An 18,833-nucleotide genomic window follows, 5' to 3' on the forward strand; every position below is an offset into this window, starting at 1 on the left:
GAAATATCTGCTTGGATGCTAAATAAGTATGTCTTGAGACATACGAAAATGGGAAAGACAACTTATTTAGCAACGAATAATAGGAGTAAACATGGCAACTAAAGGTGTCAACAAAGTCATTTTAGTGGGTAACATTGGACAAGATCCAGAAGTTAGATATATGCCTAACGGCAATGCAGTAGCAAACCTAAGTTTGGCTACCAGTGAAAGCTGGAAAGACCAAAGCGGTCAGATGCAAGAACGCACTGAATGGCATAGATTGACTATGTACCGTCGTTTAGCTGAAATTGCTGGTGAATATTTGCGTAAAGGTTCGCAAATATATGTAGAAGGCAAACTACAAACGCGTAAATGGCAAGATCAAAGTGGTCAAGACAAATACACCACAGAGATTATTGTTGATCAAATGCAAATGTTAGGTGGTCGTGGCGGCCAGTCTGATAATCAGCAAGGTGGCTATTCGAATCAAGGCGGTGGTCAATATAACCAAGCACCACAAAAGCCAGCCCAAGCACCACAACAGAATTACGCTAAACCACCACAACAAGGTGGTGGTCAGCAATACGGTAACGCACCTCAACAGAACCCAGGTGCAAATCAACAAAATCCAGGAAATAAGCCACCTATGGCTGAGCCTGACTTCGATTTTGATGACGATATTCCGTTCTAAACAAAGACAAATTTAATAATATTGTTCAAAGCCGCTATTTAGCGGCTTTTTTATGGCAATTTTTGTATTCTAAATTAATCATTATGTTGAACTTCATTTGGTTTTTCTGATGACGAAAGATTACGAGTCAGTGGTCTGCTTTTATACTTTGCTGATTCTGTTATTGTACTGTCCCTAAGTTGTCACCAATATGTTAATGTTCTAGTTAATCGTGAATATTTGCCAAACGGCTTTTGTTAAAAAAGGAACCCAAGCTTAATGAACCTAAAAAAGTTCTCAGTTACCTTGCTATCCATTGGGATTAGTATTTCGTCTTTCGCCCTTAGTGCAAAGGAACATCCAAATCTTATTCTGACCGAACCAGGTGTGGAAAGAATTAGAGCAAATTTAGGCCAGGTTCCGTTGTTTGACGAATCTCTAGCACGGATAAAACAACAAGTTGACGTTGAGATTGCAACCGGTATTGATACCCCAATTCCAAAGGACTTTTCGGGCGGTTATACTCACCAACGTCACAAGCTTAATTTCTTTACGGCACAAAAAGCTGGTGTCTTGTACCAAGTTCTAGAAGACGAGAAGTACGCTAAATATATCCGCGATATGTTGTTTCAGTATGAAGCAATGTACAAAGACTTACCTCTTCATCCCCAAGAGCGTTCTTACGCCCGAGGAAAACTATTTTGGCAGTGTCTAAACGACAGTAACTGGCTGGTTTACATGAGCCAAGCCTATGATGCGATTTACGATTATTTGAGCGAGAGTGAGCGTGACAAGCTTGAAACTAATTTATTCCGTCCTTTTGCTGACTTTTTATCATTAGAAAATCCGCAGTTTTTCAATCGAGTACATAACCACAGTACTTGGGGTGTTACTGCTGTAGGTATGATTGGTTTGGTAATGGATGACGAAGAACTGATTCAACGTGCACTTTATGGCATTGAAGATGACGGCTTGGAAGTCGGTGGTAAAGACAACGACGGCGGAACAATCAAAGTTGAAGGACAACGCAAAGGTTTCTTTGCCAACCTAGAAGAACCTTTCTCACCTGATGGTTATTATACTGAAGGCCCTTACTACCAACGTTATGCCATGTACCCATTCTTGATACTGGCACTGGCAATGGAAAATAACCGTCCAGAATTGAAGGTGCTACAGCATAAAGACAACGTGTTATTTAAAGGGGTTAACGCTTTACTTAACCTGTCTGATGCCGACGGAGAATTCTTCCCTATTAACGATGGCCAAAAAGGCATGTCATATTACACCAGCTCTTTAGTATCAGCTGTTAACTTGGCGTACTTTTACGGTGATAAAAACCCAGAGCTATTGAGCATCGTTGAGAAACAAGGACAGGTTCTGATTGATGAGTCTGGCCTTGAGGCGGCGATTGGTGTGCGCGATGGCAAAGCTAAAGCTTTTGCTAAAAAATCGATTAATTTAAGCGACGGTATTAATGGTAAGCAAGGTGGAATTGGGATTTTGCGTTATGGCAACGAAGATCTCACACTAGTATTCAAATATGCTGCGCAGGGTTTGAGTCATGGCCATTACGATAAGCTTTCTTACTCTTTGTATGAAAAGGGTGATGAAGTTTTACAGGATTACGGCTTAGCTCGATTCGTAAATATAGAACAAAAAGGTGGTGGTAATTACCTTAAAGAGAACACCACTTGGGCAAAAACAACCATTGCCCATAATACCTTGTCGGTAAATGAGAAAAAGCACTTCAATGGTAATTATGACATTGCTAGTCAACATCACTCAGAGTTGTTCACCTTTGATGCTGAAAATGGCAATGTTCAAGTTGTTAGCGCCACAGAAACTAATGCGTATCCTGGCACATCCATGCATCGTACTATGGCAATGATTAAAGATGAAAGTTTCGAGAAAGCCTTTTTACTCGACATCATGCGTGTTAAATCAGATAGCAAAAACCAATATGACCTTCCGTATTATTTTATGGGCCAGGTTTTGGATATGAACTTTGCTTATGATGCGCCAAAAGTCTTGCGCCCTTTAGGTGCTGATAATGGTTACCAACATCTGTTTGTGGAAGGTCAAGGTAATGGGGTTGAAGGTAACTCTAAATTCTCGTGGTTAGGTAATGGTAAGTACTACACCTTAACCGCTGTGACCGATGACAGTGACGAATTGATGTTTACGCGCATAGGTGCAAATGATCCTGAGTTTAACTTGCGCCGTGATGCGTCTTTATTACTGCGTAGAAACGCCAAAGACACACTATTTGTATCTGTGATCGAGCCTCATGGTTCTTACGGACCTGTAACTGAATTATCGCAAAACTCAAAAAGTAATATCGCTGATTTGAAAGTGGTTGTTGATAATAAAAACTACACTGGTGTGACTATTACGGACTTGGCGGGTAATCAACAATTGTTCATTATTGCCAACGACAATGCCTCAAAAACCGCTAAGCATAGCTTGAAAGTTAATGGCAAAAAATATCGCTGGACGGGCCCTTACTTTTATCAGTAAACAGTAAAGTCTATCCATAAAAAGTAAGCCGTGGAATTCTGTGTTGATATAGCAGTAAATATCAACACAGATGAATACGGCTTTTTATTTGCGCTCAATTCCCTTATCTCCCCCCCTTTTATAGATCTCGATAGTTAATCCTTTTTGTACTCTGCGTATTTTTTGGCTATTTGATGAAAAATGGCTTATCTTTTGGTCTGTAGGCTTGCTCAAACAACAAACCAAGGAAGACGTAATGAAATCTATTCTAGCTATAGTGATTGCCGGTTCGCTAATCGTTTCTAACCCTGCTAATGCCAATGAGTTCAATGAGGCTATTGATTCGATTATGGAGCAGGCTATAAAGGATGGCACTCCTGGATGTAACTTAGGGGTTATCCATGAAGGCCACTTTATCCATAAAAAGGGGTATGGACTAAGCAACCTCGAACTTGAAACGCCCTTGGACGGTACACAAGTACACCGAATGGCGTCCGTATCAAAACAATTCACCGCCATGGCCGTATTATTATTAGCCGATGACGGCAAAATAGCATTAGATGAAGATATCCGGACTTATCTTCCATCCTTACCCGATTATGGTCATAAAATAACTATCAATAGCATGCTTGGGCACTTTTCCGGTATGGGGGATTATGAGCTTATGGCTGCATCCTACGAGGGAGATAAAAGTGAAAAGGCCATAGAGTTAAAGTCAGTTGCTGGTGGACCATTTCGCTTAGGAAACGAAGACTATCTAACAATTCATGAGTTCTTTGATGTTGTACGCACAGTCCCCCTTGCCTTAGAGCCGGAAACAGAATTCCGTTATAGTAATTTGGCCTATTTTTTGTTGTCGATGTTAGTGGAAAAAGTTACTGGTCAGTCCCTTAGGCAGTATTCCCATGAGCGTATTTTTGTGCCTCTTGGTATGAATAACACCTTCTTTAGTGATGATCCTGTGGAGATAGTGAAAAATAGAGCCTATGGTTACAAGCAACGTGATGACGGAACCTATATTACTGATATGACGAATTTATTTTGGGTAGGAGATGGAGGCTTACATACCAATTTAGATGATTTGTTGATATGGAATAGTCACTTCTATTCCCCGAAGTTGGGTAAAAATCCTAAACAATTAATTGCGGATATGAACACAGCAAATAGCAAGTTTGAGGCCGCTGATGGGGTTTTGTATGCTAACGGACAATTTGTTAGGGAAAAAGATGAGCTGCTAGTCTTTTCTCACACTGGCGGTTGGCTAGGCACTCATACCTTCTTTAGCCGAATTCCGGACAAAGACCTTGCCATTGCTTGGATGTGCAACGATATCTCTAACCCAAAATTGGGTAAAAGCGTGGAAGAAGTCGGGAGCTTCGTGATAAAACAGTTCTCAAATAAAATCCAATAATACAATCCTAATATTGGCCTTTATTCTGTAGACTGTATTTCATTTTCTCAGTTTATAAAGGCTTGGCCAGAACTGCTTAGTCAGTTAATTTAATTACCGTATTAGGCTCTTTTTTAGTCTTGATAGCCCCATGGTGCAGCGGGTGTGTCTATTTCTTGGGTCAAATCGAAATCCACTCGAAACTCTCTTCCTTCGCGGATCAAACGATACGTAAATACCTCTGGATAGATATACATTTGCCAAATATTGGTGCTGGACTGGGGATTTCCGGCTTTTGCGAATAACTCTTTAGAATATTGGTCTACAGGAAAGGATTGTACCTGTGGCCAGCCTGCATCCTGAGTATGACCGCCGTACATGGTGGATTCTGAATAGGAACCATCAGCATGGCGATGATCATGTTTTAGGGAAAGACCTGAACCAGTCTTAGTGATTATCCAAGTTCGTGACGCATCATCGCCCACGTGAAATGGAATTTGCAACTGTTGCTCTGTACAGCTTCTTACATGCATAACCAAAGGTTGCTCGGACATACTGCTTGGCCCTTGATTATCAATGGTCACTTTACCGGCAAAGGCTTTTCCACAAAGAGCGGTTAAGCTTGCGAAAAAACTATCTTGGGTGGCAATTGATACTAACGGAGCGGGTTTGATGTTTTGTTTTGCACTAACCATTAGTGGGCTGCAAAGCATTAGGCTGGCAAGGGTTAGGGGGGCTAAGATTCGATTTGTCATTGTATTTCCTTTAATTAACGTCCATTTATATTCAGACTAACGCTATCACATTAGTTTGTGTGTGAGCAGTCTCGTTATTAATTTAGTTGCCCTCAGTCTCGACTCATTTCTATTAGGCGACTATAGGTACGGCGGAATTCGAATTTGAGTGAACCTTCTAAATACAGTTCGGTAAGGGGCACCTCGGTGCTTACATACAACCTAACACCTTGGTCATAAAGCTCGTCAATCAGACTTATAAAGCGTCGCGCCATATCATCTTTAACAGCATAGGAAACAACGCGCTCCCCGGTACTGGCTGCCTGATTGTCACCTATCCCATCTTCGGTACCTCTAGCTTTAATCCATCCTCTGACTTTACCGCCAAGTTGAGGCACCTTGCTGACCATTACAGTATTAAACCTTGTGGCAATCTCCATGTAATCGAGTTGCGAGCGAGGCCCTTCACACAAAGCATGAAAATCAAACCAGACTACTGAATCTGCAGCTGTTGTTTCTAAAGCGCGAACGACTGGAATCTGTCGATGGCAAATAGTGATACTGTCTTGGTTTATCTGATCAGTTTGATTTGCAGCAACAATTTGGCCAAAGATATCGGCAAAGTTCATCTGTGAGCTTAAACCAATATAATTTGATTTAGACGCAACAGAGGAGATGTCCGTCAGTGACGGACTCATATGTAAGCGGTGATCTTGGACGCCAGCTAGATGAATAGACTGTGTTTGCTGCTGAAGTAGGGCGATACAAGGTAAAAACTTATGACGAGCTAAGCCATTTTCATATAAGCGTTCGATGGGAATATTTGAAGTAGCTACCAGTACCACTCCTTGCTCAAACAAGCTGGTAAATAAGCCCGCCAAAATCATTGCATCACCGATATCTGATACAAAAAATTCATCAAAACACAAAACGTGATATTCATTGGCAAGTTGTTGAGCTACTTTAATTAAAGGATCGGGTTGCCCAGCATGCTCTTTCAAAGCCTGATGTATGCGCGCCATAAAACGGTGGAAATGAAGCCTCAATTTACCTTCTGTTGGCAAACAATCGTAAAATAAATCCATTAAAAAGGTTTTACCGCGACCAACATCCCCCCAAAGATAAACACCTTTGGGTTTATTCCCGCGGTTATTATTGTATGACGCCAGACTCTGAAACAACTGCTCAAGTTCATTTATCCCTTCGATTTGTGCAGGATCTGCCACAAGTTTGGTGCCTACAAGGGATTGGTAACGAGTTTTGGGGGAGCTAATTGCCGATTTACAAGCTGTCCCGTCGGGCATAAAAACGTTTTCCTAAGTGGTAAGGGATGAAAATACATTACCTATTTTCATCCTGTAATCCAAGTTCGTGGAAATTAACCAATTTCCTGAATAGGGAGATAATGGCGCTCCGACATCTAATTAATGGGGTGTATTTTTTGGGTAAAAATTACACAGCATGAAAATGTTTCACATTTAAATCTTTGTCTAGTTTTGTATTTAGCTTTAAGAGGATAGTTAAAAATTAGCTGTAAACTCATCACAATCCAATTACCTAGGACTAACTTCCGCGCTGTTCAGCCATTTCATAATAGCTAGCTTATTTTTATAAAGTTGATGCTATACAACTGTTTAGGAAAACTATTAGTTCAACAATAAGGATTATCATATTTCACATATTGCTGCTGATAACCGATTTTAATTCGCCTTTGCTTTTCCTGTGTAACGGCAATTTATTTGATCATTATAACTGGCATTTACCTTGCTCATAAAACTATAAAGTAACGCTAAATAAAGGAAGGAATTGGCATAGTTCACTTCAACTGAACTTAGCGTCATAAATAAAGTAGTAGGAGAATGATTATGAAAACGAATATTATCGAAGAGCGACATCCAAGCAAACTCGTTGGTGTGTACGAGAATGAAACTACAGCAAAAAAAGCTGCAGAAAAATTAATAAGTGATGCTGATCTTACAAACGATGAACTGGCAATTGTTTCCCCTAAAGATCGACACTTCGCAAGCAAAATAGAGCCGGAAACTAAGGCTATTGGAAAAACCCTACTAGCCTCTCATCTGTTGCTAGGTTTAATCGGCATGGTTATTGGATTGTTAGTTGCTTCTTCTTTGATTATTACAGGTACACAATTTGCTGTTTCCAGTCCCGTAATGTTGATTATTGCCACTGGCACATTAGGAACCTTTATGGGGTTGTTAGTGGCAGGTGCAGTGTCATTGCGTCCTGATCATGATTCTGTGGTAAACGAAGCTCGGGATGCAAAAAAACATAATAAATGGTCGGTAATTGTTCATGCTAAAAACAAGCAACAGATTCAGCGTGCTAAGAAAGTTATCAAAAACTCTGCGGTGAGGTTCGCAGAAACCTTCTAATTGCGGACTACATTACTTCTAAGGCTAACGTAAATCTAAAATTATACAGCAAATTGAATAGCTATTTTGTCCTGCATAGACAGGCCTCACTAATCTTTAAGGCAGGTTAATCCTGCCTTTAACTCTTAATTTATTTTCATTTAATTTTTATGATGCATTCTAGCTATTCAGTACTAATATGGCTTAAAACTTTGCAAGCTTTGGCTTAAAATTGCCAGGCAATAAAACGGCTTACTTTACTTCCTTGGTCCATGCCAATGGTTCTAACATCATTAGCCTGTATTTGCTCTAATTGTCGATAAATACCATTTAGATGTTCTTTTTTGGAAACTAAACAGGTGAACCAATTAATCTGTTTTGCGTAAGCCTGGCTTTCTATAATCATCTTTTTTATAAATGTCGACTCTCCACCTTTGCACCATAACTCATTGTGTTGTCCAGCAAAATTGAGATGGGTTTTGTTTGTTTGGGTAGGTCGAGATCCTGTCCCCTGCCTTTTTTGTTTATGCCGCCCAAGGTTGCGATTTTTTTGCTGATTTCCTGCTAAGGCTGCTTGCGCATTGGCGTGAAAAGGTGGATTGCACATGGTGAAGGTAAACTTATCATCAGCTTGAATTAAACCGTCAAATATACTTTGAGGGTTGTTCTGCTTGCGAATTGTGATCCGTGTTTGAAGATTGCTGTTGTTGGCAATAATGCGTTTAGCAGATTGCAAAGAGTCGTCACTAATATCGCTACCAACAAACTGCCATCCATAGCTTTGACTACCAATAATAGGGTAAATCAGATTCGCTCCCACACCAATATCCAAGCCGCGAACATCACTTGCCTTAATATTTGGCGTCGCAATCAAGTCAGCAATATGGTGAATATAATCAGCCCTTCCAGGGACCGGTGGGCACAAAAAGCCTTCAGGAATATCCCAACAAGCTACTTTATAATGTTGTTTTAATAACGCCTGATTGAGGCACTTTACGGCATTGGCGTTAGCAAAATCAATGGTCGCCCGCCTACCTTGTTTTTTCACTACAAAGTTGTTGAGACCAGGGACAGATTTTACTAGCTGATCAAAGTTATAACCGTTTTTGTGGAGGTTTTTTGGGTGCATTGTATTTGCTTAACTCATTACTTAGGTAAAACTAACGATAGTTGGCTTGGTTGATCAATAAAGCAATTTTATCATGATATGCGAAGAACCACTGTGATTGTTGTTTGGTGTATGGAGAGAGTTGTTTGGGGTATGAAGAGAGTTTTTTTGCAAGCTTCCACTGTGGTGTAAAAATACTCATTAGCCGTTGTTTTAGCACGCTTTTTAGTCAAATGTTGGGGCAGTATGACAAATTTAAGTTGTCATACTGCCCGTTCATTATAGGTCCTTATAGACTTACAGGGATGAACTTACTAATAGCCCCTGAAGCCTGCTCAACGATGCCATTTCCTACGGCTTTCCATTTTTTCTCACGATTAGCCAACTCAGTTTTCACTTTTTCAACACTTTGTTGGGTCAATTCAATGGCTTTGGTGATTTCAGCTCCATCCCCCAGAGTGATATCTTGTTGAAGCTTGGTTATTTGTCCTAATATGGCTTCCATGCTTTTGCGGCTTTCAGCCAGTTCACTTTCTATCTCAGAAACTTGTGCTTTCAGCACGGCTACACCTTTATTCAACTCAGTAGCCATGTCATCAGCTAAAGCCTCGACTTTTTCATCTATCCAATCATCCATTTCTTGTCTGGCATTATCCGCTATTTTTTTCGCTTCTGGCGGAAGAGCGTCGAAACTAGGTACTAATCTTCTGGTTCTCATTATTCTTCTCCTTGCGACTCAGCAGGCATAGATGATGCAGCGTGTTGATTGATTAAGTTATTTACATGATTTGGAATTTCGTTTACTAACTCACTGAACTTATTATTAATATCTTTCGTTAAATTCGTTTCCGCGTTATTTAACGCGCCCGTAAGGTTACTTAAACTCTGAAATGCGTTGTTGGATAGCTTCCCTAAAAACTGGTCAAAGGCAGAGCTTAATGGCGTCAATAGACCACTAAGCTTACTGCTTATAGCTGTTAATTTGGTTTTGAGGTTATCGCTAGCACCTTCCAAAATTAGTTCGTAAATTGGAGACCTATCAACATTGTTTTTTAAAGTTAATAAGGTCTGTAACTGTTGATCGTTTAATGTATCCAGTTGACCATAGTGAGCAGCTAAACTTGCTTGCAGGCTCAACAGCTGTTTGGCAATGTCTTGAGCCTGATTATTGAAGCTCTTACAATCTGTACCCGCTGGTGGGTTAATCATTGCGTATTGGGCATTAATATTATCGAACAGAGTCGTTTTATATTTTAATATCTTCTCAAAATAGGTATCTCGTAAATCCAAATCATCCCTAGAATGGCGACCTGAAACGGCTAATATTTGAGTCTTTTTAACTATTATTTTTCGACTAACATCCACATCAAGTGGCGTTATGGTTTGTTCATTTTCAAGCTCTTTTAATTGAGCTTCATAAACCTTAAAGGAAGCCTCTAAAGGAGCATATGCAGTATTGAACTGTTGTGGGTATGTTTTGTTTTGAAACTCAATTACTTGTTCATAAAAGCGTTGCTTAATTTTAAGTTTGGAATTACTAATTAAAGCTTGAGCATATGTGTGAGTTCTCTGATTTATAGCGTCACATTGCTTGCTCAACTCAGACCCGACCAATTTAACCATCTCCACTTCAGTCGATAGTTGTTGGTTAAAAGCATCCGCAATATTGCCATGTTGTTGAGCTAAGATTTTTTGGTTTTCAACGGATCTGTCGGTAAGGTTTAACACCGCCTGACTTGCACAGCCGCTCACTGAGATTACTAGGCTGATTATAATAATAAAATTAACTGGTATTTTCATTTGGAAGTATCCTTCTTCGCAAGTTCAGATTCTACTAACCCGTGGGCAAGCTCTTTAGCTTGACGTTTAATTTCGTCGATAGATTTGGGTTCAGCTGCACTTTTTAAGGCTCTGAGTAATTTCGTTCGTTCTTCATAAATTTTTTGTGGTCCTTCATTTATGCTATTTGCTGCTGCTCCTAGTACTTTTTCAATTAATTTGTCGAATAACGAAGCTGTGCGTCTGGAAGCGTAACCAAAAATGAATCCAATTAATGGAAGTGTCCAAACTCGGGCTTCATAGGGACCAATATCAAACCAACCAAACATAATTGCCATCACCATCACTAAGGCTAGAATAGGTCCATAAATGAGTTTGGTATATGCCACCCAACGCTCTAACGGATTAAAGTTCTGTTTGCGAAGATATTCCGCGGAGTTCACCAATAAGTTAGTTATTACCCCAAAGACTGCCCAAAAGAGAACCTCCAACATAGATAAATTCGGAGATGTCCACATGAACAGTTTGCTAGGAGGGGATAGGGTATGTAGGTCAATCATTTGTTGACGTTTCAACCTAGATAAAGCAAACAAATTTTGTTTAATGGTGTTGGGTAATAAGTTACTAGCCGCTAGTTTAGTTCCAATGTTAGCTACTAGAATGTACGCATCATCATAAGCTCCCTGATTGACTAGTGTCTCAACAGGAACGATTTGTTGGTGATCATTAAGGTGTGATTTTAGTTGAAAAATTTGCGCTTTGGTCTTGGTGAATAGTTCATAAATTGTAGTAGAACGGTCTCTAATTTTGCCTATGGTATGCGTACTTTCCTGAGCGTCAATGTACCAATCTAAATCACTTAGGTTTTTAAAACTGACCTCACCGATTTTAGAAATTTGCGCAAAATACTGCCAAGATATTGCACTATTTAGATTAGACTTAGTGTGCATCAATGTAATGTGAGATGCTATGTACACTATAATTATAAAGATCAGTAATCCGATTAATTTAAGTATAAAGGATTGCCCGATTGTTCGTGGGGTGCGGTTATCCATCCTCATGTATCTCCCAAGTTTTACTGGTAGCAATAACCAGTAAATCAATGTTAGTTGTCAATTCCTTTGAAACTACATGACAATGTTTAGAAGCTCATTCTGCTACTTATTGAACTTACACTTCTTGGTTATAGACCAAAAAACCTAATGTCGCTAATTTCACACACTTATTAATCAATATTCGTTAATCACTGCTCTTAAGGGGGAGGGAAAGAATAGAAAGTGTTGCTTTGCATGAGCCTACTGAATCGTAAATAGCGTACTTTTGAGTATTAACCTATAAAGCAGTATGCTTTATATCTGATTCTATAATGTTGGTGTCAAATGCGCTGGATTGTATTTCTTCTGTTATCGGTTATCACTCTGTACTCGATTTTAGGTCGTGCCTATGGGGTTAATCTCGACCGTTTTGCGTTGGTAATTGGTAATCAAAATTACCAAGTAGCGCCTTTAAAAAATACCCTCAACGATGCAGAAGCTATTTCTGACGCTTTTTTCGAACTCGGTTTTCGAGTGACCACTTTAACTGACGCGAATTCCTTGACTCTACGCCAAGGGATTAATGGGTTCTACGAAGAAGTTGCTAGGGCTGCTGGTAATCAAAAGTTAGCTGTTGTTTATTATGCGGGGCATGCAATACAAATTAATCATGCCAATTACCTCATCCCTCTTAATATCGAGTTTGAAAGTGAACAGGAATTTGTTGATCAGTTGTATAATCTCTCCCATCTATTTGAACTGATGAAAAGTACTAATGAGTTACAAAATATTGTGATTTTGGATGCTTGTCGTAATAATCCATTTGAAGAAAGCGGTAGTACTTTAGTGTCTCAAGGTCTAGCTCCAGTGAAAGCTCCGTCGGCTACGCTTATTGCCTTTGCCACTGAGCCTGGTGGCGTGGCTTTAGACGGTAAGAGTGATAATGGTGTATACACTAAACATTTGCTTAAATATATTTCTGAAAGTATTTCAATTGAAGAGGTATTTAAAAAAGTGAGGGCCGCGGTGGCTAGGGAAACACGCAATCGACAAATCCCATGGGAACATTCCTCGCTGCTTGGTGAAGTCTACTTCAGTCCTCCCAAAAACAAAGAAGTCCCTAATATAGTAGTATTTTGAATGGTTTTTAAAAAACGTAAGCTAGGCCCACGTGTAATGAAGTAAACGATTCATCAATGCCTTTAAATTCAACACCGTTATAATGGATATCTTGTTGGTAGTCATTAATCTTAAAACGGGTTTGAAACAGCAAGTTGCTGGAAACCGGCATTGTCCAACTTAGGCTATAGCTAAAACCTCGGGTGTCACCAGAGACAGCTCCGGTTAGGTCATCAAATTCTAAGGTTTCTTCTTCCTCTTCTTCATCAGTGTTTTCAGCAAAAACGTTGTTCGCGGTAAGGTCAGCAAAGGCCACAGATAAACTTAGGCTCCCCGCTTTTTCGAAGTGCCAATGATAACTTACGCCAACAAAAGGTCCTTTTTGTTTGTATCTTTCGTTGGTAATACTGAGATCCTCTTCTTCGTCTATATCTCGAGGGGTAAATTGAATTTTGGTATTGCCATATTTATAGCCGCCAAACAGCGTCCAATTTTTGGATATTCGATAACCTAGTGTAATGTCTAGATCATCACGAGACGCTTTACCGGTATCTTCTTCTTCGGATATATCTGCATCATTCAAGGTTGTTTGTAAGTTGGCAGATACTTGCCAGTCTTCGAAGGTCATGGCCAAGGGAATATTGATACTGGGAAAGCTTATTTCATGATCCAGTTTTTCTGAAAACGAAAAGTTGCTGTATCCCAAAGAGGCACCAGTGACAAATCGAATGTCTTTTATGGAAGGGCTTGCGAAGGTTGCAGGTACGGCGCAAAACGTTAGAAACAATACCATTAAATAGCGACTGTTCATTATTTGCTCTCTAATTGTTATTTTTTTGTGCAATTAACTAAGACTAATAGTATTGTTAATACATAGCAAAAAATAGAGAAAAAAAATGAATCCAAGCAAACGCTTAGCGTCCTATCTATCGTTACTCTATATCGTTTTAAGTTTATGTCTTCTTGGTGGGTGCCAGTCTACTGATGTCAGCGAAGCAGAGCCTGAATGCCGCAGCAGTGAGGAGCAGGAAAGTTGTGAGAGCGGTGATGAATCGGAAAGAGGCTATGATCCTTGCTTAGTGAATCAAAGTTTACCGGTCTGCAAACCTTAATGGATCCACAAGAACTAAAGCTGCAAATCGCCGAAGTGGCAGGAACATGGATTGCTGCACTTGCGGTGGTTATCGGCGGCATCTTTGGGGTTTTCCAATACTTGGAACACAAAGATGCAGTGCGTGTTGATCGCAGTATGGCATTTGTGGAGCGTTACCATAGTGATGGTTTGTTGATGCAAGCGCGGCTTAAAATTACCGACTCCATGACATTACATGTAGATGAAATCAATCAACTGTTAACCGATTCAAGTATCAAACCAGACAATATCGCTAACCATTATAAAAATTTTATCAACAAACAAGTTGAAGACGATGAATTGTCTGGGCCTCTGGATCAAATTTTTACTTTTTATGAGCAGATTATAATGTGCAGAGATCTAACCTTGTGTGATGATGCTGTCGCAGAACAGTTTTTTGATACTGATGGCAGAGCATTTATTCGTGCGTTTTACCCTTATATTTGCAATATTCGAGAAAAATGGAACAACCCTGACAAATTTGATCGTCTACTCAATTTTTACGCGGGTAATGGCAAGACTATCTGTGAGTCTTGAGCACCTTTTAAAGCTTTATCCATTAAACTTCACTTCCTACACTTCTTTAGCACACTCCCAAATATAAAATATAGCGTTAATCGTGCTCCCTATTATTCAAACGTTTAAGTTAAAACTAGATAAAAAAGATAGTGGAATAGTAGACAGAATAAAAAATATACAAGTAGATGATATTTAGAGAGATTATATTACCCAAAAGTTGAATTCAAAAAAGCGTATTTATTGTGGCGCTTTAGGTGAAAGTTTGCTGTAATAGGTTGATAATACATAAAATATAAAAACGTGAGCTATGCACGCAGGTTGGCGAGAGTATCTAAAGCAGCGGTTAAAAACACCTTCGAAGTTCTATTCTGTGGGGCTTGAATTTGGCGACGATTCAATTCAAGTTTCGGTGCTAACTGATGAAATGCAAAATATCACCTGGGTGAAGCAACATTTATTACCAATTCATGATTGGCAGAAGCACCTTCAACATTATGTTTCTCAAGAGTCATTAACTAACACCCCTTGTCATGTAATTCTAAGTCCTAGTCATTATCAAATTCAACAAGTAGAAAAGCCGCAAGTGAGCGATAGTGAGTTGGCTCAGGCATTGGTTTGGAGTGTCAAAGATCTAATGCCAAACCAAGACGACATAGTTGTCGACTACTTTGAGTTACCCGTGCAAAGCGCAGGTGAAAATAAAGTCAATGTAGTGGCGTTACCTAAAAATACAGTCGAAGAACTTACTGACGGTATAGTACACACCGGCTTGGAATTAAAAAGCATAAGTATCTTAGAGCTTATCATGGCTGATTTAGTCGAGTCTGACGATGATGCAATACTGACGCTTGTTCAGGAGTCTGGCCAAGAGATATGTCTTAATATTATCAAAAAAGGACAGGTTTACTTTTCTAGGCGGTTACGTGGTTACGAAAATCTCCCCACCTTTAGTGAAGAAGAGTTGCAAATGGGCGTTGGAGATAATTTGAGCGTCGAAATTCAACGTTCAATGGATTACTTCGAGAGTCAACTTAGGCAAGCTCCAGTAAAGAAGATTTTATTAGCAATCGAATCCCCCCATTTAGAAAAATTAGCGCAAATGATGCAGCAGTTAACTTTTATGACAGTAGAACCCATGCATATCGACGTTACGCATGCTGAAGAGTTAACTTATCGTAGCAGCTTCATCGGAAGTTTAGGTGCGGCTTTTGTACAGAAGAACGGAAGTGCCAATGAAAACTAGAATTAATTTTTATAGAGAAGATTTTAAATCTAAAATTATTCTTCTCAATTTGAATTTTCTTTTAGGGTTGGCCACGTTATCAATTATTTGTGTTGTGGTTGCTTGGTTGTGGGCGAATAGTGCATTGACTGACGCGGAGAAACAAACAGATTCCTTGCTTTTCCAAATTGCACAAAAAAAGGAATTATCAAAATCACTAATAGCGACTAAAGACACTCGAGCTCAAAATATGGCAATAGTGGCAGATGTGGAAAAACATCAGCAAGAACTAGTCATGAAACGCACTATTTTAGATGAGCTGGACAGTCGTCAAACTCAGAGAGGTCAGGGTTATTCGAGCTTAATGATAGATTTGGCAGAAAATCACAATGCTAAGTTATGGTTAACGAACATTTTGGTATATGAGCGCAGCCTTTATTTAGAAGGCGCAACGACTGACTCAAAAGCGCTGCCCCAGTGGTTGTCACAACTTAATCAAGCAAGTTATTTTGCCGATACTGAGTTTGCTGGCACCCGCATGTTTCGCAATGAAGATCAACAGTTACAGTTTATTCTTAGTTCTAACCTAGATGACATGAAGGGGAAAGGGCAATGAGTCAGTCTTTGGGAAATCAATATACTGATTTGCTCGGAAAGTTTTCCGCCCTCACAACTCGTGAACGTGCTCTAACCATCATTGCTGTTGTAGCGGTTATATTGTTGGGTGGATACGTTATTTTGGTCGAGCCTGTTTTGGAAAAATGGGATCGAGAAAAAATGGAAATTCAACGGCAAACGACTGAAGCGAATAACTTAGATGGAAAAATTGCAATATTACAAAAAACCTTGCAAGAAGATCCTGATGCGGCAATTAAAGCGAGATTGAAATCTGTCCAACGAAATATATCTGAAGCGGATGAGATGCTCAAAGCACAAACAGCAAACTTAGTTCCAGCATCTCATATGCCAATACTTCTAGAGCAAGTTTTTGAACAGTTTGATCAACTTAAATTAATCGAAATGCATTCAATTGCTCCTACTCCGTTACTAAAGCTGGAAGAAGAGCAGGCACTGACCGATGTCAATTTGTACCAACATGGTGTGCAAATAACATTGCAAGGTAGTTATTTTGAGATTCAAAAATATTTGGAAAAAGTAGAAGCTTTGCCTTACCAATTTTATTGGAAGAAATTCGAATACAAGGTTGAAGAATATCCAGATGCTTCGGTTCAAATTGAAATTTATACCCTAAGCACCAGTCGCGCATTTATTGGAGTTCGCAATGAGTCGTAAATTCGCTATATGCATTGGAATGTTGCTTTGCTTTTCACTTCAAGCAAAACAACTTATTGATCCAACTAAACCGAAAGGGGCTGGGTTACTTACTCTTAAAAGCAGTGAAGGCGAAGATGGTCCAGCGCCAATCATATTGACGGCTGTATTTATTAAAGCTAATAGTAAAGTAGCTGTGATAAATGGTGAATCTGTTGCTGAAGGGCAAACTTGGAGAGGAAACCAAGTGAAAAAGATAAATAAAGACGGTGTCGTATTGGTTGTAGATGGCCGTGAAACCGATTTGTTATTAAATCAACACTCAATTAAAAAAGATGCATCGAATGACTTCTAAGCAAATTGTACTTTTAGGATTGTCGCTAACCATGTTTGGCTGTCAATCAACATCAGAAACCGGGCCTGCTCAAAAGTCCATGGATCAAGCTATGCAATATCAGCTTGAGTCCATGCAGGGTAAACAAAACATGCCCCTAAATGACTTACCAGATGCAGTGAGTCAGGCATTGTTACCTGGCCAATCATTAAGTGAAGAGCCTCTTTTTGATGATGAAAAATATGATATCAGTGCCAAAGCCGTTGATGCAGTCAGTTTTTTTGCCGGTTTAGTAGAAGGCACACCCTACAGTGTTGCGGTTCATCCAGAAGTTAAAGGGGCCATATCGTTAAGTTTGAAACAGGTCTCTCTAGAACAAGTGTTTGATTTAGTATCCGATTTGTACGGTTATGACGTTCAAAAGTTTGATCAAATATTTCGCGTTTTTCCTGCAGGTATGCGCACCGAAACTTTCCCTGTCAATTACTTATTAATGCAACGTGATGGCACAACCCAAACGAGCATTTCCTCTGGTGGCGTAACCCAAAGCGAAAATAATCAAAACTCTAATACTAGTAGTGTTAATAACTACACGGGTAACTCTTCTACAGGTAATAACTTAGGTGGCAGTTCCAGTGGTAATAATGTTAATGGCACTAATATCAGCACTAGAACCGAAACCGACTTCTGGAGCGAGTTAAAAGAGACATTACAGTCTATGGTTGGGGCTGAAGAAGGCCGCATGGTCATGGTTACTCCTCAAGCTGGTTTAGTTACTGTTCGGGCGATGCCAGGAGAAATCCGCAGCGTGAAAGAGTATCTAAAAGTATCTGAAGAGATTATCAAACGACAAGTGGTCTTAGAAGCTAGAATCATTGAAGTGTCCTTGAGTGATGAATATCAACAAGGTATTAATTGGAATCAAATTGCTAATAGTAATAGTAGTAGTACCCAAGTGAGCTTGTCTACTACTGCAGGAAACTTCGGTAATCAAATCAGTGCTGCTATTGGTAATGTCACCAGTTTATCTTTCTTAAATGAAGATTTTTCCGGTGTTTTAACGCTGCTTGAAACTCAAGGTAATGTGCAAGTTCTATCTAGCCCAAGAGTGACAGCAACTAATAATCAAAAAGCAGTCATAAAAGTAGGTGATGATGAGTACTTTGTGACTGAAGTTTCCAATCAAAACACCATTACTTCTGGGACCACTACAGTAACCCCGAACATTGAACTAACACCGTTCTTTTCTGGTATAGCATTGGATGTGACTCCGCAAATTGATGATAAGGGTGGCGTGTTGCTGCATATTCATCCTTCAGTTATTGAAACTGACGAACAGGAAAAAGTCATCACCTTAAACGAAGAGCGTTATGTTTTGCCTCTAGCACAAAGCAACATTCGCGAATCGGATACCGTTATTCATGCAAACTCGGGTGAAATTGTCGTGATTGGTGGGTTGATGCAGTCAATAGTGTCAGAAAGCGACTCAAAAACCCCCCTATTAGGTGACATTCCATTACTTGGTAACCTTTTCAAAAGTAAAAACGATGTTGAAACCAAAAAAGAGTTAGTAATTTTGTTAAAACCCACAGTGGTTGATGCGAATACATGGAAGCAGCAATTAAAGCAAAGCCGTGATCAAATGGCTGACTGGTTATACGTGGAATAACACT

At 39.6% G+C, this 18,833-nt stretch carries 19 protein-coding genes; 12 read left to right on the forward strand and 7 right to left on the reverse strand.

Going from position 1 to position 18,833, the window contains the following annotated elements; translation table 11 throughout:
- Positions 1-91 precede the first annotated feature (91 nt).
- The 3 genes from ssb to ABJV04_RS14445 all read left to right on the forward strand — a co-directional run bounded on the left by ssb (position 92) and on the right by ABJV04_RS14445 (position 4,556).
- A complete protein-coding gene (ssb, locus tag ABJV04_RS14435) occupies positions 92-670 on the forward strand; it encodes a single-stranded DNA-binding protein (protein ID WP_348492261.1) in 579 nt (192 codons plus the stop codon).
- Positions 671-928: 258 nt separating this feature from the next.
- Positions 929-3,166: an alginate lyase family protein gene (locus ABJV04_RS14440; RefSeq protein WP_348492263.1), complete on the forward strand. Its 2,238-nt coding sequence runs from the start codon at positions 929-931 to the stop codon at positions 3,164-3,166.
- Positions 3,167-3,401: 235 nt separating this feature from the next.
- The gene (locus ABJV04_RS14445; RefSeq protein WP_348492264.1) at positions 3,402-4,556 is read left to right on the forward strand and encodes a serine hydrolase domain-containing protein; all 1,155 of its coding nucleotides are present in this window, start codon (positions 3,402-3,404) and stop codon (positions 4,554-4,556) included.
- 113 nt (positions 4,557-4,669) lie between these two features.
- On the opposite strand, the gene ABJV04_RS14450 is transcribed toward ABJV04_RS14445, so the two are convergent.
- Positions 4,670-5,248 (reverse strand): hypothetical protein, encoded by a 579-nt coding sequence (locus ABJV04_RS14450; RefSeq protein WP_348492449.1) that lies wholly within the window; start codon positions 5,246-5,248, stop codon positions 4,670-4,672.
- A gap of 134 nt (positions 5,249-5,382) precedes the next feature.
- The gene (gene zapE, locus ABJV04_RS14455) at positions 5,383-6,573 is read right to left on the reverse strand and encodes a cell division protein ZapE (RefSeq protein ID WP_348492265.1); all 1,191 of its coding nucleotides are present in this window, start codon (positions 6,571-6,573) and stop codon (positions 5,383-5,385) included.
- 561 nt (positions 6,574-7,134) lie between these two features.
- Here zapE and ABJV04_RS14460 point away from each other — a divergent pair.
- The gene (locus ABJV04_RS14460; RefSeq protein ID WP_348492266.1) at positions 7,135-7,662 is read left to right on the forward strand and encodes a hypothetical protein; all 528 of its coding nucleotides are present in this window, start codon (positions 7,135-7,137) and stop codon (positions 7,660-7,662) included.
- A 205-nt stretch (positions 7,663-7,867) separates the two neighbouring features.
- Here ABJV04_RS14460 and rlmF read toward each other — a convergent pair whose 3' ends face one another.
- The 4 genes from rlmF to ABJV04_RS14480 all read right to left on the reverse strand — a co-directional run bounded on the left by rlmF (position 7,868) and on the right by ABJV04_RS14480 (position 11,478).
- A complete protein-coding gene (rlmF, locus tag ABJV04_RS14465) occupies positions 7,868-8,770 on the reverse strand; it encodes a 23S rRNA (adenine(1618)-N(6))-methyltransferase RlmF (protein ID WP_348492267.1) in 903 nt (300 codons plus the stop codon).
- Positions 8,771-9,038: 268 nt separating this feature from the next.
- Positions 9,039-9,467 (reverse strand): hypothetical protein, encoded by a 429-nt coding sequence (locus ABJV04_RS14470; protein ID WP_348492268.1) that lies wholly within the window; start codon positions 9,465-9,467, stop codon positions 9,039-9,041.
- The gene (locus ABJV04_RS14475) at positions 9,467-10,549 is read right to left on the reverse strand and encodes a hypothetical protein (RefSeq protein ID WP_348492269.1); all 1,083 of its coding nucleotides are present in this window, start codon (positions 10,547-10,549) and stop codon (positions 9,467-9,469) included. Before ABJV04_RS14475 ends, ABJV04_RS14470 begins: the two co-directional genes overlap by 1 nt.
- On the reverse strand, positions 10,546-11,478 hold the full coding sequence (locus tag ABJV04_RS14480; RefSeq protein ID WP_348492270.1) for a hypothetical protein: 933 nt from the start codon (positions 11,476-11,478) through the stop codon (positions 10,546-10,548). Before ABJV04_RS14480 ends, ABJV04_RS14475 begins: the two co-directional genes overlap by 4 nt.
- 429 nt (positions 11,479-11,907) lie before the next feature.
- Here ABJV04_RS14480 and ABJV04_RS14485 point away from each other — a divergent pair, with 429 nt between their 5' ends.
- A complete protein-coding gene (locus ABJV04_RS14485; RefSeq protein ID WP_348492271.1) occupies positions 11,908-12,702 on the forward strand; it encodes a caspase family protein in 795 nt (264 codons plus the stop codon).
- Between the two features lie 7 nt (positions 12,703-12,709).
- Here the strand turns inward: ABJV04_RS14485 and ABJV04_RS14490 are convergent, their stop codons facing one another.
- Positions 12,710-13,492 carry a hypothetical protein gene (locus tag ABJV04_RS14490; protein WP_348492272.1) on the reverse strand — a complete coding sequence of 261 codons (783 nt, stop codon included), beginning with the start codon at positions 13,490-13,492 and terminating at the stop codon, positions 12,710-12,712.
- A gap of 85 nt (positions 13,493-13,577) precedes the next feature.
- On the opposite strand from ABJV04_RS14490, the gene ABJV04_RS14495 reads away from it, so the two are divergent.
- From ABJV04_RS14495 to mshL, 7 genes are all read left to right on the forward strand, one after another.
- Positions 13,578-13,793 (forward strand): hypothetical protein, encoded by a 216-nt coding sequence (locus ABJV04_RS14495; RefSeq protein WP_348492273.1) that lies wholly within the window; start codon positions 13,578-13,580, stop codon positions 13,791-13,793.
- Positions 13,793-14,350: a hypothetical protein gene (locus tag ABJV04_RS14500; RefSeq protein ID WP_348492274.1), complete on the forward strand. Its 558-nt coding sequence runs from the start codon at positions 13,793-13,795 to the stop codon at positions 14,348-14,350. Before ABJV04_RS14495 ends, ABJV04_RS14500 begins: the two co-directional genes overlap by 1 nt.
- A gap of 289 nt (positions 14,351-14,639) precedes the next feature.
- Positions 14,640-15,575 (forward strand): MSHA biogenesis protein MshI, encoded by a 936-nt coding sequence (locus tag ABJV04_RS14505; RefSeq protein ID WP_348492275.1) that lies wholly within the window; start codon positions 14,640-14,642, stop codon positions 15,573-15,575.
- A complete protein-coding gene (locus ABJV04_RS14510; RefSeq protein ID WP_348492276.1) occupies positions 15,565-16,170 on the forward strand; it encodes a PilN domain-containing protein in 606 nt (201 codons plus the stop codon). The genes ABJV04_RS14505 and ABJV04_RS14510 overlap by 11 nt, the downstream gene beginning before the upstream one ends.
- The gene (locus ABJV04_RS14515) at positions 16,167-16,847 is read left to right on the forward strand and encodes an MSHA biogenesis protein MshJ (RefSeq protein WP_348492277.1); all 681 of its coding nucleotides are present in this window, start codon (positions 16,167-16,169) and stop codon (positions 16,845-16,847) included. Before ABJV04_RS14510 ends, ABJV04_RS14515 begins: the two co-directional genes overlap by 4 nt.
- On the forward strand, positions 16,837-17,181 hold the full coding sequence (locus tag ABJV04_RS14520) for a hypothetical protein (protein ID WP_348492278.1): 345 nt from the start codon (positions 16,837-16,839) through the stop codon (positions 17,179-17,181). The genes ABJV04_RS14515 and ABJV04_RS14520 overlap by 11 nt, the downstream gene beginning before the upstream one ends.
- On the forward strand, positions 17,171-18,829 hold the full coding sequence (gene mshL, locus ABJV04_RS14525) for a pilus (MSHA type) biogenesis protein MshL (RefSeq protein WP_348492279.1): 1,659 nt from the start codon (positions 17,171-17,173) through the stop codon (positions 18,827-18,829). The genes ABJV04_RS14520 and mshL overlap by 11 nt, the downstream gene beginning before the upstream one ends.
- Positions 18,830-18,833: the final 4 nt, after the last annotated feature.

Source organism: Aliiglaciecola sp. (assembly GCF_039982535.1).
GTDB lineage: Bacteria > Pseudomonadota > Gammaproteobacteria > Enterobacterales > Alteromonadaceae > Aliiglaciecola.

Excerpts from the sequence above, each read along its gene's own strand:
- ABJV04_RS14470 (WP_348492268.1), bottom strand. The coding sequence starts at position 9,467 with ATGAGAACCAGAAGATTAGTACCTAGTTTCGACGCTCTTCCGCCAGAA.
- ssb (WP_348492261.1), top strand. The coding sequence starts at position 92 with ATGGCAACTAAAGGTGTCAACAAAGTCATTTTAGTGGGTAACATTGGA.
- ABJV04_RS14510 (WP_348492276.1), top strand. The coding sequence starts at position 15,565 with ATGAAAACTAGAATTAATTTTTATAGAGAAGATTTTAAATCTAAAATT.
- ABJV04_RS14515 (WP_348492277.1), top strand. The coding sequence starts at position 16,167 with ATGAGTCAGTCTTTGGGAAATCAATATACTGATTTGCTCGGAAAGTTT.
- ABJV04_RS14480 (WP_348492270.1), bottom strand. The coding sequence starts at position 11,478 with ATGCACACTAAGTCTAATCTAAATAGTGCAATATCTTGGCAGTATTTT.
- ABJV04_RS14495 (WP_348492273.1), top strand. The coding sequence starts at position 13,578 with ATGAATCCAAGCAAACGCTTAGCGTCCTATCTATCGTTACTCTATATC.
- ABJV04_RS14460 (WP_348492266.1), top strand. The coding sequence starts at position 7,135 with ATGAAAACGAATATTATCGAAGAGCGACATCCAAGCAAACTCGTTGGT.
- rlmF (WP_348492267.1), bottom strand. The coding sequence starts at position 8,770 with ATGCACCCAAAAAACCTCCACAAAAACGGTTATAACTTTGATCAGCTA.
- ABJV04_RS14475 (WP_348492269.1), bottom strand. The coding sequence starts at position 10,549 with ATGAAAATACCAGTTAATTTTATTATTATAATCAGCCTAGTAATCTCA.
- ABJV04_RS14500 (WP_348492274.1), top strand. The coding sequence starts at position 13,793 with ATGGATCCACAAGAACTAAAGCTGCAAATCGCCGAAGTGGCAGGAACA.
- mshL (WP_348492279.1), top strand. The coding sequence starts at position 17,171 with ATGACTTCTAAGCAAATTGTACTTTTAGGATTGTCGCTAACCATGTTT.
- zapE (WP_348492265.1), bottom strand. The coding sequence starts at position 6,573 with ATGCCCGACGGGACAGCTTGTAAATCGGCAATTAGCTCCCCCAAAACT.
- ABJV04_RS14440 (WP_348492263.1), top strand. The coding sequence starts at position 929 with ATGAACCTAAAAAAGTTCTCAGTTACCTTGCTATCCATTGGGATTAGT.
- ABJV04_RS14485 (WP_348492271.1), top strand. The coding sequence starts at position 11,908 with ATGCGCTGGATTGTATTTCTTCTGTTATCGGTTATCACTCTGTACTCG.
- ABJV04_RS14520 (WP_348492278.1), top strand. The coding sequence starts at position 16,837 with ATGAGTCGTAAATTCGCTATATGCATTGGAATGTTGCTTTGCTTTTCA.
- ABJV04_RS14490 (WP_348492272.1), bottom strand. The coding sequence starts at position 13,492 with ATGAACAGTCGCTATTTAATGGTATTGTTTCTAACGTTTTGCGCCGTA.
- ABJV04_RS14505 (WP_348492275.1), top strand. The coding sequence starts at position 14,640 with ATGCACGCAGGTTGGCGAGAGTATCTAAAGCAGCGGTTAAAAACACCT.
- ABJV04_RS14445 (WP_348492264.1), top strand. The coding sequence starts at position 3,402 with ATGAAATCTATTCTAGCTATAGTGATTGCCGGTTCGCTAATCGTTTCT.
- ABJV04_RS14450 (WP_348492449.1), bottom strand. The coding sequence starts at position 5,248 with ATGCTTTGCAGCCCACTAATGGTTAGTGCAAAACAAAACATCAAACCC.